Consider the following 13042-nt stretch of genomic DNA (forward strand, 5'->3'; position numbering starts at 1 on the left):
TAACAAAAAGAAAGCGCTTTCTTTTCATTTTCAAAAAATCCCGATGCTATTCATCCTCCACATCGGGCGCGAAGATCCTTCTTGTGCTTGATTTGCTGGACCTTTTCTTTTTTACCCCGTTAACCTGCTATCAGGCCGTTGGCGTATCAAGGTGATGACACCTCGCATAGTGCCCAGGTCGAACTTCTATCGCCTCGGGCATACTGTTGGAGCATTCCTCTGTGGCAACAGGACAACGAGAGGCAAAGGGACATCCCAGACTTTCTGGTTTCCAAAGCGGGATATCGCCTTTTTTGACCAACAGTTCTCGCTTCCCAGCACGACCCACCTCGGGCACGGCGGAAAGCAACAATTTCGAATAAGGGTGTTGCGGGTTTTGTGTGACGCTGTCGCTATCACCCCACTCCACCATATGACCCACATACATGACCGCCGTTTTTTCCGCGAAATACCGCGCAGTGGCAATGTCGTGAGTGATATACATAAATGAAATCCCTTTCTGGTCTTTCAAGTCTGTCATCAGATTTAAAATGCCGAGCCTAACCGACACATCTAGCATGGAGATAGCTCATCGGCCAAAATTACTTCAGGATCGACCGCTAAAGCGCGTGCAATCGCCACGCGCTGACGCTGCCCACCGCTCAATTCATGCGGAAATTTTTCCGCTGTTTCCACCGCAGGTGACAACCCCACCAGCTCAAGCAACTCATACACTTTCTCTCGTACATCACGCTTGGCTACACGCTTGTGGATCAACAAAGGCCGCGAGAGATGGTGATAGATATTGTGTACCGGATTCAGAGAGCTGAACGGGTCTTGGAAAATCATCTGTACCTGACGGGCATATTCCAACTCACCATTTTCAGTGACATATTCTGCAAGCGGTTTGCCTTTAAACTGGATGTTTCCGGCGGTTTCTTTGTAGATCCGTGTAAGAATGCGTGCACCGGTACTTTTGCCCGAACCGGATTCACCCACAATCGCAAGAGCCTGCCCTTGGTGAAGCTCAAACGACACGTCATTCATAGCACGCATGATATTGCTGCTAGAGTGTCCGATCCGAAAATCCATCACCAAATTTTTGATCGAAAGAATAGGTTCCACGCGCTATCCCTCCCTCAAATGACAGGAAACAAAGTGGGTATCCCCCATCGCTTTCAGTTGCGGTTCGGCATCTCGGCATGCCTGGAAGCAGTGATCGCATCGCGCCTGAAAATTACACCCTTGAGGAATGTCCAACAGGTTTACTGGATTACCCGGAATGCCAAACAAACGTTCTTTGGGGCCATGAATGGTCGGGAAAGACGCCAACAACCCTTGGGTATAAGGTTGTTGGGGCGCGTTAAATACAGTCTGCGCATCACCAATTTCAATCAGATTCCCCGCATACATGACACCGATACGATCAGCAATTTCGCCCATCAAACTCAGGTCATGGCTAATAAACAAAATGGAGAAGCCAAACTTGCCTTTCAGCTCATACAGTTCATTTAGAATTTCACGCTCTACCACAACATCCAACGCCGTCGTTGGTTCATCCATGATGATCAGTTTTGGCTCTAATGCTAACGCAATGGCAATCACCACACGCTGTCGCATACCACCGCTCAATTGGTGAGGAAATGCCGACAAACGTTCTGCATGTATCCCTACGATTTGCAGTAATTCAGCTGCTTTTTCTAGTGCCTGCTTTAGCGATAAATCCGTGTGTTCCAAAATCACATCGGTCAGTTGCTCACCAATGGTGATAACTGGATTAAGGGAGTTCATCGCGCTTTGGAACACCACTGACACCTGATTCCAACGAAAAGCTCGGAGAGCTTTGTCGTTCATCTTCAGAACGTCTTCACCCTTGTAGAGGATTTCCCCTTCTGAGATCAGTGCCGGTGCTTTGTGCAGCCTTGAAATCGCAAACGCCAGCGTACTTTTCCCGCAACCTGACTCGCCCGCAATCCCTAATGTTTCACCCTCTGCTAAAGCAATGTTCACGTTATTCACCGCCCGGGCAATGCCGTTCGGAGAGACGTAATCCACACAAAGGTTTTTGATATCCAGCAGGGTTGTCACATTAACCCCCTGCGCTTATCTACCGCTTTTTTAAGTTTCTTCCACAACTTGATGTGTGGACCCGTGCGGAGTTTTGGATTGCTAACCTGATCAATCGACATATTGATCAAAGCAAGCGCACCACCCGTAATCGCAAGTGCCAGAGCAGGAACCATCATTTCCCACCAAGCACCAGTGTAAAGTGCCGACGACGTTTGAGCCCAATAGAGCATCGAGCCCCAGCTCACTTCTGTCGCGTCACCCAAGCCTAAAAAGCCCAACCCTGCTTCGGAGCCCATTGCATAGATAACGGCACCCAAGAATCCGCCAAATACAATAGAAACAAGGTTGGGCAAAATCTCGACCAAAATAATCCGCGTTTTCGATTCACCCATTGCCTCTGAAGACAGAATGAATTCTTTATTGCGTATTGCCATGGTTTGCGCCCGTATCACACGTGCGCCCCAAGGCCAGGAGGTCACCCCGAGGAGTATGGTTATCACCACAGAGCCCACCTGCCCTAAAAAGGCAGCCAAAACGATAAGGAGTGGGAGCTGGGGAAATACCAAGAAAACATTGGTTAAAAAGTTCAGGCGTTCATCGATTTTCCCGCCAAAGTAGCCTGCTGATACACCGACAGTGACCGCCAGTGTCATCGCGATGAGCCCTGCAATAATCGATACCGATAAGGTTTTGCGCGCACCATGAAGCACTTGGCTATATACGTCTCGCCCGCTTCTGGTCGTGCCCATAATATGGTCAGCACTGGGCGCCTGATGCGGTCTTGCAACGCGCTTTTCTGGTGGATAAGGTGCCAGCGCGTTGGCAAAAAGTGCACCCGCAAACACCATGCTGAGCAGCAGTGTTCCTAAAATCGCAGGCGGATTGCCATAGAAAAACGCGTAAGCACCTTTAAAGAAAACGTCGCAGCTTTCCAACTACCGGTTTTTTCGGCACCGTGGTGTTCTTTTCTGATTCAGTCGAAAGCGTCTTATCCATCGTCATCACCTAATTCGAGATCCGAGGATCGAGCCAGACATAAAGAAGATCGGCGATGAAATTGGCCGTCAACACTGCCATTACCAATATCAACAAGATTGCCTGAATCAGCGGGTAATCACGCGCGACAATGCCTTTGAGCAGAATGTTCCAAGTCCTTGGTAGTTAAACACCACCTCCGTCATGATGGAGCCCGCGAAAGAGAAACCGATAGCCATAGCGACTGCGGTCGCAACTGGTAAGATTGCGTTTCGCCCTGCATAACGCCACATCACGCGGCGACTGCTCAGTCCTTTTGCTTCGGCCATGGTGACATAGTCTTCACCGAGCACGTTGATCATGGCGTTACGCATGTTGAATACCCAACCCGCAATACCCACTACCACCATTGAACCCACTGGCAATATCGCATGCTCCAACACACTACTAATAAACGGCCAATTGAAGCCTGGGTCTAACGATTGATCGTAGGTATAAGACAGAGGCAGCCACTCAAATTGAAGACCAAAAAGGTAGAACAAAAAGAGTGCTGTCACGACATAGGGGAAGTTACTGATAAAGGCCAAGACAGGTGGCACGATTTGGCCAAACCAGCCTGTACGGTGGTAAGACGCATAGGTGCCAATGCTAATGCCAATGATCAATGAAACAATGAGCGATCCCAGCGCGAGAAAGAGCGTCCAAGGCAGTGCGTTACCAATCACCTCAGACACACTGATGGGAAACATCAACACCGATGGCCCGAGATCTAAGGTAAAAACGCTTTTGATATAAGCGAAGTACTGCTCAAAAATATTGCCATCAAGAAAGCCATACATTGCACGGACGGCCTCCATTTGAGCGGGATCCATTCGCCCTTGTGCTGATGCGAAAAGTGCCTCAACAGGGTCACCCGGCATCAACCTTGGCAACAAGAAATTAAACGTAATTGCGATGAAAAAAGCGGAAAAGTAGAACATAAACCGCCGTAGTAAAAATGCCATTCGATCGCCCCCTACACTAAAGCCAGTTCTGCTATCGCAGGTGCAAGTTGTTCAGGATGATCACGCGCTTGCCGCCGTCATACCAAACAGGCTGAATGTAAGGGTTTTCCTTTGTTGGCCAGCCCACAATGTTCTTGGTTCTGTACTGAAACCATGTTGGGTTAGAGAACAGCGGAATAAAAGGCAAGTTCTCTGCGGTAAACGTTTGGAGTTCGTTCAAAATGGCTTGCTGCTCTTGCTCCGTCCCCGCTTGACCGAAGCTATTAATCAACGAATCTAGCTCTTCACTGTTTACGCCATGCCCAGCATGCATCCCCTTCCCTGCGCGGTCGCTCAGGTAGTACTCTTGATAAGCACTGATAGGGTTGGTTGCTACCATCGACCAGTTAATCGCAACATCGTAATTTCCCTGACGAAGGCTTTTTTCATACACAGACCAATCCACGGTTTTCAGCCTGATTTCACGCCAATCTCTTCATAGAGCTCGTTGACCATTTGGATCGTCTGAATCCAATCTGTCCAACCATTTACGACCGCAATGTCAAATTCAAACGGTTTGCCATCAGGCAGGTCTCGGTATCCATCGCCATTTTTATCAACGATGCCGGCTTCATCCAGCAGAGCTTTGGCCTTGTCTTGGTTGAATGTGGTCAGATACTCGAACTGCTTTTTGATATCGGCGTTGATATAGGTGCCGTATAAATCACCAATCCCCCCCGCATTGAAGTTCGGCGTTGGATAACCATAAGCCGCCAAGTCAACAATCAACTCTCGGTCGAGAGCCATAGACAGGGCTTGGCGAACTCGCACATCATTGAACGGTGCTTTCTGTGTATTCAAATACAGGTGAATCGCGTCGTTGGCTGGGTACCAAAAATGGTTATGCGTCGGGTCGCGTTTTACAAACGTCGATTCCACGTCGGCAATAAAGTTAGATCCCCAGTCGATTTCGCCTTTGATGAGCGCTGGCTGCACTTGCGAATTGTCGTTGTACGAACGGAAAACGACGCAATCAAGATGCGGTAAACCCTCTAGGTAATAATGAGGATTACGGCAAAGCTCCATTTGCTGAGGTTTCAGCAATTTCACCGTGGTCATTGGACCGCTGCCAACAGGGTTTGGATTGGTAAAGGTTGTTGCGTTTTCTACCTTCTCCCAAATGTGCTTTGGCAACACGTGGTATTTTTCAAGGTTCCAGATAAAGGTTGAATCTGGCGCATTAAGGTTAAACACCACAGTGCGTGCATCTGGTGTTTCGATCGATGCTAAATTGCCTCCAGACCAAATCCCTTTGCTGTCAAAAGCCGCATTTGTCTTTGCAAGTTCAAAGCTAAAGGCCACATCTTCGGCCGTTAACGGTGCTTCATCTGACCATTTCAAACCATCTCGTAGCGTTAACGTAATGCTTTTCAAATCATCAGACACATCAATGGCTTCCGCTAAGCGGTAGTGTGTTTCTCCGGTCATGTTGTTGAACACCACCAGCGGCTCAAACATGGTGCCGTGAAAGACATCTTTCGATGTGTACGGATTAAAGTTATCGACAAAGCTCGTGGTGATGATTGGTACATTGAGGGTCCCACCCTGCTTTACCGTTTCGGCAGAAACACTGGTTGTTGCAGAGACACAGAAGCCCATAATCAAAGCAGCGAGGATCGTTTTCTTATTCATTGTGCAGTCCTTCGTCATTGTTGCCGCCTGTTTTCCCTATTCAATCATCACGTTCGAAATCGTTTTGAAAAAGTCAGCGCGGTCTTTTTCTGAGTGTAGACAATGAACACATGTCATGGCTTGCTCATGAACTCGAAAAGAAAGCGCTTTCTTTTGTGTTTTTGATACTAGGAAAATGAGCAAAGCCAACAAGACGCCATTTACAAACTTGCAACATCGATCACATCTTGCGACCTAGCCAATTTATGGTTGTATCAATAGGGAGAATTTATTGCAGCGTTACAGGAAAGGATCTGCTTTAAGCAGCATTAACTTGGCAAATAGCCGCCCTTAGCACCATTACGACAAAACATCGTAATACATGACGTACAAAAAAGGCCCGACCTAGTGGTCGAGCCTTTTTCATTTACAGCATTGTCCAAATTGCGTTGAGAACAAGCTGTTTGGGGATGCTGTGACTTAGTCGTTCAGTGCACGAACCAGCGCAGCGATACCTTCCCAATCACCTTTGTCCATCATGTCGGTTGGAACCATCCAAGTACCACCACAAGCCAAAACAGATTTGATTGACAGGTAGTCTTCCACGTTCGACAGGCTAATACCGCCAGTCGGCATGAAGTTTACTGGGTAAACTGCAGTCAGTGCTTTCAGCATGTTAACGCCACCTGATGGCTCAGCAGGGAAGAATTTCAGGGTACGCAGACCCATTTCCATTGCTTGCTCAACCAGACTTGGGTTGTTCACGCCAGGTACGATTTGTACGTTGCGCTGCTGACAGTATTTCACGGTAGTTGGGTTGAAGCCCGGGCTAACAATGAAATCCACACCCGCATCGATAGCAATGTCTACTTGCTCAGTGGTCAGCACAGTACCCGCACCGATCAGCATCTCTGGGTATGCTTCACGCATAATGCGGATTGACTCTGCTGCTGCTTCTGTACGGAATGTTACTTCAGCACATGGCAGACCGTTTTCCATCAGTACCTTCGCCAGAGGCAGCGCGTGCGCTACGTCGTTGATTGCGATTACAGGTACGATACGGATTTCTTTTAGACGTTGTTCGATGGTTTTCATAAGTTACCCTTAAAGAATGAAGCTCAATACTGCAACGATGATGAATGCGATACCGCCCAGAAGCGTTTCCATTACAGTCCAAGTCTTCAGTGTTGTTTTCTCATCCATATCTAGTAGACGAGATACCAGCCAGAAGCCTGAGTCGTTGAAGTGAGACAATACGGTAGCACCACCCGCGATAGAAATCACGATGAAGCACAGATCCAGTTCGCTCAAACCCGTGGTTGCCGCAACTACTGGTGCAATCAGAGCCGCAGTTGTTGTCAGTGCTACAGTTGCAGAACCTTGTGCTACACGCAGACAGGTAGAGATTACGAATGCTGCAACAACAACTGGCATACCCGTGTCAGTCAGTGCGCCAGCCAGTGCATCACCGATGCCGCTTGCACGCAGAACGCCACCGAACATGCCGCCCGCACCTGTTACCAGGATTACGCCACAGATTGGAGCCAGTGAGTCACCACACAGTTTCTCCAGCTTCGCCATACCGTAGTCTTTCGCGAATACCGCCAGACACACAAGCAGAGTGATTAGCAGTGCTACAGGGGTTTTACCCAGCATGCGCAGGAACTCTACCAGCGGCGTTTTACCGTCGATGATGCCCGCTACAGCCAGCGTGTTCAGGCCAGTGTCCAGACAGATCAGCAGTACAGGCAGAACCAGAATGGTCATTACTGTGCCGAACTTAGGCAGTTTCTTCTCGTCTACAACGTTGTCGCTGTTGAAGAAAGCCTTAGACAGAGGAATGTTGAATTTCTCGCCCGCGTACAGACCGAACAGGTAAGCACCTAGGTACCAAGTTGGGATAGCAACCAGAATACCAACAACCAGCAGCAGACCAATGTTTGCGCCCAAGAACTCAGCCGCAGCAACAGGACCTGGATGTGGTGGTACGAAACCGTGCATTACTGCGAATGCACCCGCTGAAGGCAGCGCATATTTAATTGGAGAGCCACCAAAACGAGCAGCAACGCTCAGGATGATTGGCATCATTACAACCAGACCAGCATCGAAGAAGATTGGGAAGCCGAACAGCAGCGATGCTACACCCAGTGCGAAAGGCGCACGTTCTTTACCAAAACGACCGATCAGAGTGTCAGCCAGTACTTTCGCACCGCCAGTCACTTCAAGGATCTTACCAATCATTGCACCCAGACCAACCAGAAGTGCTACAGAGGCTAGCGTGCCACCGAAACCACCCATCATGGTAGGTACAACTTGTTCAGACGTTACGCCAGTGGCGATTGCAGTTACCAAACTTACGATAGTAAGTGCAGCAAAAGCGTGGATTTTTAGCTTAATAATCAGTACTAGCAGAGCAGCAATAGAAAGCGCTGCAATGGTCAGTAGGAATGTAGGGTCAGAGGCTTGGGCTAGCTGATCCATGTGTTCACCTTAAAAAAATTGATGTTTGTGTTGTAGTTCACATTTATCTGAGTTACCGGTAACATGTTACCGATAACATGAATAAGATAAACCCATATTTTCAAGTGAATTCAAAAAATGAGATCACGCGCAAATTTGGTGAAAGAGGAAATTATGGCAGGTAGTAGTGTCATCGTGATGGGCGTATGCGCATCAGGCAAAAGCACAATTGGTGAAAACATCGCAAAACAGATGAACCGCAAGTTCATCGACGGTGATGATCTTCACCCGCGCGCAAATATCCAAAAGATGTCGTCTGGTCAGCCACTGAACGATGACGACCGTATGCCATGGCTTGAGCGCATCCGTGATGCAGCTTTCAGCCTAGAAAGCAAAAACGAGCACGGCGTTATTGTGTGCTCGGCTCTGAAGAAAAAATACCGCGACCAAATCCGTGAAGGTAACGAGAACGTGACCTTCCTGTTCCTGGACGGCAGCAAAGAATTGATCCTTGAGCGTATGCGCGCTCGTTCTGGTCACTTCATGAAAGAAAACATGGTTAACAGCCAGTTCGAAACGCTAGAGCGTCCAGTAGACGAACCAAACACACTGATGATCAGCATTGATGGCACGTTGGAAGAAGTTATTCAACGTTCAGTGTCAGCTCTGCAAGAAAAAGAGACCGCATAATGACGCATCAAATCATTTTGGATGTTACACAACGTCTGATCGAACGAAGCAAAGAAGCGCGTGATGCATTCTTTGCTCGTACAAAAGCACAGGCTGATGTAGGTAAAGCAAGCAAGAGCTTGTCGTGTGGCAACCTGGCGCACGCTGTTGCTGCATCTTGTGCTTCTGAGAAGAAACGTATTCTGGACTTCACTCACTCAAACGTTGCACTGATCAGTGCTTACAACGACATGCTGAGTGCGCACCAGCCATACCAGACTTACCCAGACCAAATTAAGAAAACACTGGCAGAATACGGCCATACGTCTCAAGTTGCGGGTTGTGTGCCTGCGATGTGTGACGGTGTGACTCAAGGTCAAGCGGGTATGGACATGTCTCTGTTCTCTCGAGACCTGATTGCACAATCTACTGCACTGTCTCTGAGCCACAACGTGTTCGACTCTACCCTACTACTGGGTATTTGCGACAAGATTGCACCGGGACAACTAATGGGTGCACTGGCGTACGCGCACCTGCCAACGGCTTTCGTACCTGCAGGCTGATGCTACCGGTATCAGCAACGAAGAGAAAGTGGACGTTCGCCAGAAATACGCAGCGGGCGAAGTAGGTAAAGACGCGCTTCAAGATATGGAATGCCGCGCTTACCACGCGCCGGGCACATGTACGTTCTACGGCACAGCAAACACCAACCAGTTGGTATTTGAAGCAATGGGTCTGATGCTGCCAGGTTCAGCATTCATCCACCCGAACACCGATCTGCGTACTGCATTGACTGACTACGCATCAGTGAAAATCGCATCTATGACAGCGGGTACCGAGAACTTCCGCCCACTGTCAGAAGTGGTTACCGAGAAGAGCCTGATCAACGGTGTTATCGCGCTGCTGGCTTCTGGTGGTAGCACAAACCACACCATTCACATGCTGGCTGTTGCTCGTGCGGCAGGTATCCTGCTGACATGGCAAGACATCAGCGACCTGTCTGAAGTGGTTCCACTGCTGGCGCGTGTTTACCCTAACGGCCCTGCAGACATGAACGCATTCCAAGACGCTGGCGGTGTACCTGCACTTCTGAAGCGTTTGGATGAATCTAACCTGCTTCACCGCGATGTGAAACCTGCATTTGGCGACTTTGAAGGTCAAATGTCTCTGCCAGCACTGCAAGACGGCAAAGTGGTTTGGACGGCAGTCGAAGGTAGCCTGAATGCTGAGGTTATCGCTGCGGCAGGTGAAGTATTCCAAAGCACCGGCGGTACTCGCGTGATCAAAGGTAACTTGGGTACTGCGGTTGTTAAGGTATCAGCGGTTAAAGAAGATCAGCGTATCATCGAAGCACCAGCTGTTGTGTTCACTTGTCAGCACGCGGTTGAAGCGGCTTACAAACGTGGCGAGCTGAACAAAGACTGCATCGTGGTTGTGACACACAATGGTCCTGCTGCTAACGGTATGCCAGAGCTGCACAAACTGATGCCTATTCTGGGTAACATCCAGAAAGCAGGTTTCAAAGTGGCGTTGGTGACTGACGGTCGTCTGTCAGGTGCCTCGGGCAAGATCCCATCAGCCATCCACTTGTCTCCAGAAGACTGCGTGGCGGAGCGATTGGTCTGGTTCGCGATGGCGACATGCTGAGCCTGAACTGCCAAACTGGCGAGCTGAACAACTTGGCTGACATGTCTGGTCGCGAAGTGATTGAGCTGGACACCGAGTCTCTGCAAGAAACTTGGGGCCGCAATATGTTCCGCGTGATGCGTCAATCAGTATCAAGCGCGGAAGAAGGCGCAAGCTTCATCGTGTAATCACGGTAAGCGGAAATAAAGAAAGGGCGGATTAAATCCGCCCTTTTTGTTTGTTCATAATAAGCTTAGACGCTCTCGCCGTCTGTGACTTTAAAGCCCATATCAACGATCATTTCCTCGACGTCCTCCCCTCTCAGACGCTGAAGCAAAATTTCTGCACTCTTCTCCCCAATTTGGAAACGTGGGGTATCGACACTGGTCAATCTCGGGCTGATCGTTTGACCGATATCCAACGCGTTATAGCCAACCACAGCAAGTTGTTCGGGGATTTTGATGCCTCGCTGCTGAGCACACAGTAGCGTTCCAATGGCAATATCGTCATTGGTGCAGAATACGCCATCTAGATCGGGGTGTTGCTCAAGCGCATGGCTCAACAGTTGGTTCGCCAGCGAAAAACTTGAGTGCTCTTCTGTTAGAACGTGCTTCGGTGTTAAGCCCGCTTCCAACATTGCTTTATCGTAGCCTTCCATACGCAAGCGCGTGCGGGTGTCTAGTCGTGCACCGAAGTATGCAATTGATGATTTACCTGAGGCGATCATGTCTTTCACTACCTTGTAAGATGCGTGCACATGATCCATCCCTACCGCCATATCAATCGGCTTTTCTGGCAATTCCATGGTTTCAACGACTGGAATACCCGCGTTTTTGATCATCTGACGGGTCTTTTTGGTGTGATTGGTTTCGGTGAGAATCAAACCATCAACTTGATACGCAAGGAGTGAAGCAATTTTGTGTTCTTCCTCATTGGCGTCATAACTGAAGTGAGCCAATAAGGTTTCATAACCATGGGCTTTGGTTACTGTCTCGATACCCTGAACGAAGGAGGCAAAAATTTGATTGGATAGCGAGGGAAGAAGAATGCCTATGGCTTTGCTAGAGGATTTGGAGAGCATGGCGGGTGCGCGATTCTCGATATATCCGATCTCTTCAATCGCTTCTGCGATTTTCTCACGCGTTTTCTTTGCTACAGACTCAGGATTTCTCATATAGCGAGACACCGTCATCTTAGTTACGCCGACTTTGTCTGCCACATCCTGTAGTGTTGAGCGAGCTTTTTTATTTTGTTGAGCCATGTTCTGTCTGATTATCCATAATGTTACGTGTAACATTCCAGACAATAGCTAACTCCATGAAACAAGTAAACTATTTCATTCGTATTCACTGCTTAACTGACTAATAGACATGCTAAATGTATCAATCACTTAAATCATGAAACAGTTGAGGATGTAATGTTCTCAAGCTAGCAACAAAAAAGGCCAAGCAAATAGCTTGGCTTTTATATTTACGTTGAAAAACTATAAAACAATCTAATCAACGATTATTCGAGATAACCCTATTCTTTTGAGAAATAGATATTATCCAAGTAGATATCAACTGGCTGGTCGTTATCAGCTCTCGCTGCCGAGATAACAATCTGTGCAATGGCATCTCGTGATAAGTCACCACTTCCGCTCGCATCAGTAAAGTCATCCAACGAAATAGCCAATGTCACAACATCAGTGCTTGAAGGAATACTGGTGTATTGAATCGCGCCAGTTTCACCAGAACCTCCCGCATGATTAGACAGCTTAATGTTTACCACTTGGCCTGCTAACAAAGGATCTACCTTGTACTGCATGTGGAAAGTGGTAAAGCTTGTCGCATCAAAGGCTGCTGATGAGAAATCAATACCCGCAAACACTTGGCCTGCTTCAATATTGATCACTTTAGCTGGGCTGCCTTCAAGCTCGCCATCAGTGATACGTGCTGAAGAGTCGCCCCAGTTAGGGCCCCACTCATTCACCGAGATATCTGTATAGTCATCGCTGAATATAGAGACGATATCTCCAGTCGTACCACCGTCGGTGCCACCATCAGTACCATCAGAGTTTGGTGAGATGGTCACATTATCAATGACATATTCAGCACCAATTCCTGTACCCCAAGCTGGGAACACCATAATGAGGTCAATTGAAGTCAGATCCAGACCGTTGTTTGATAGGTCGCTCAGGTTAAACTGATAGTTCTTCCATACATTCAGCTCTGGAAGACTGTCTAAGCTTAACTCCACAAATTCGCCACCATTGTCTGGACCACCATTTGACTCAATCTTGAACTTCCAGTCATCAGCTGGTGTTTCACCCGCTTCAAGCAGCTTGATATCAAACGAGATCACACCTTCGACCATCCATGCATTCACATCGACTGGCTGAGGATCAGTAGCAACACCTTCTCGTGAACTGAATCCGTTCACTGTCGCAGCGGTTACCTCAAAGAAGGTCACTTCACCGTATGCAGCATCACTATCAGTGATAACTGGTGGAGTGGTGCCACCACAACAATCCCACGCTACCCACTGAGGGTTTGCTGCATTGTTGAAGATAACAATTGGTGTAGTGCCAGTCGTACCGCCGTCAGTACCACCATCGGTGCCGCCGTCAG

6 protein-coding genes and 5 pseudogenes are annotated in these 13042 nt (G+C 48.4%); 2 read left to right on the top strand and 9 right to left on the bottom strand.

All coding sequences use genetic code 11. From position 1 onward, the window contains the following. Nucleotides 1–130 precede the first annotated feature (130 nt). From ATN88_RS28790 to ATN88_RS04245, 7 genes and pseudogenes are all read right to left on the bottom strand, one after another. Nucleotides 131–1071 (bottom strand): annotated as a pseudogene (locus ATN88_RS28790) (ABC transporter ATP-binding protein). Between the two features lie 36 nt (nucleotides 1072–1107). Then, nucleotides 1108–2067, bottom strand: coding sequence for an ABC transporter ATP-binding protein (locus ATN88_RS04220; protein WP_067411851.1), 960 nt, complete (start codon nucleotides 2065–2067; stop codon nucleotides 1108–1110). After that, nucleotides 2064–2984 carry an ABC transporter permease gene (locus tag ATN88_RS04225; protein ID WP_067411854.1) on the bottom strand — a complete coding sequence of 307 codons (921 nt, stop codon included), beginning with the start codon at nucleotides 2982–2984 and terminating at the stop codon, nucleotides 2064–2066. The genes ATN88_RS04220 and ATN88_RS04225 overlap by 4 nt, the downstream gene beginning before the upstream one ends. Nucleotides 2985–3054: 70 nt before the next feature. Beyond that, a pseudogene (locus ATN88_RS04230) lies at nucleotides 3055–3896 on the bottom strand (ABC transporter permease). A gap of 163 nt (nucleotides 3897–4059) precedes the next feature. Beyond that, nucleotides 4060–5699, bottom strand: a pseudogene (locus tag ATN88_RS04235) (ABC transporter substrate-binding protein). A gap of 459 nt (nucleotides 5700–6158) precedes the next feature. Next, the gene (locus tag ATN88_RS04240; protein WP_067411859.1) at nucleotides 6159–6773 is read right to left on the bottom strand and encodes a bifunctional 4-hydroxy-2-oxoglutarate aldolase/2-dehydro-3-deoxy-phosphogluconate aldolase; all 615 of its coding nucleotides are present in this window, start codon (nucleotides 6771–6773) and stop codon (nucleotides 6159–6161) included. 9 nt (nucleotides 6774–6782) lie between these two features. Further along, a complete protein-coding gene (locus tag ATN88_RS04245) occupies nucleotides 6783–8159 on the bottom strand; it encodes a GntP family permease (protein WP_067411863.1) in 1377 nt (458 codons plus the stop codon). Between the two features lie 153 nt (nucleotides 8160–8312). Here ATN88_RS04245 and ATN88_RS04250 point away from each other — a divergent pair, with 153 nt between their 5' ends. Both ATN88_RS04250 and edd read left to right on the top strand, forming a co-directional pair. Next, a complete protein-coding gene (locus tag ATN88_RS04250) occupies nucleotides 8313–8828 on the top strand; it encodes a gluconokinase (protein WP_067411866.1) in 516 nt (171 codons plus the stop codon). Further along, nucleotides 8828–10621, top strand: a pseudogene (edd, locus tag ATN88_RS04255) (phosphogluconate dehydratase). The gene ATN88_RS04250 and the pseudogene edd overlap by 1 nt, the downstream one beginning before the upstream one ends. 65 nt (nucleotides 10622–10686) lie before the next feature. Here the strand turns inward: edd and ATN88_RS04260 are convergent. Together ATN88_RS04260 and ATN88_RS26035 are read right to left on the bottom strand one after the other, a co-directional pair. After that, nucleotides 10687–11694, bottom strand: a complete 1008-nt coding sequence (locus ATN88_RS04260) for a substrate-binding domain-containing protein (protein ID WP_067411869.1) — start codon at nucleotides 11692–11694, stop codon at nucleotides 10687–10689. Nucleotides 11695–11954: 260 nt separating this feature from the next. Continuing rightward, nucleotides 11955–13042, bottom strand: a pseudogene (locus ATN88_RS26035) (hypothetical protein); the annotation flags it as partial.

Source organism: Enterovibrio coralii, from assembly GCF_001559595.1.
Lineage (GTDB): Bacteria > Pseudomonadota > Gammaproteobacteria > Enterobacterales > Vibrionaceae > Enterovibrio > Enterovibrio coralii.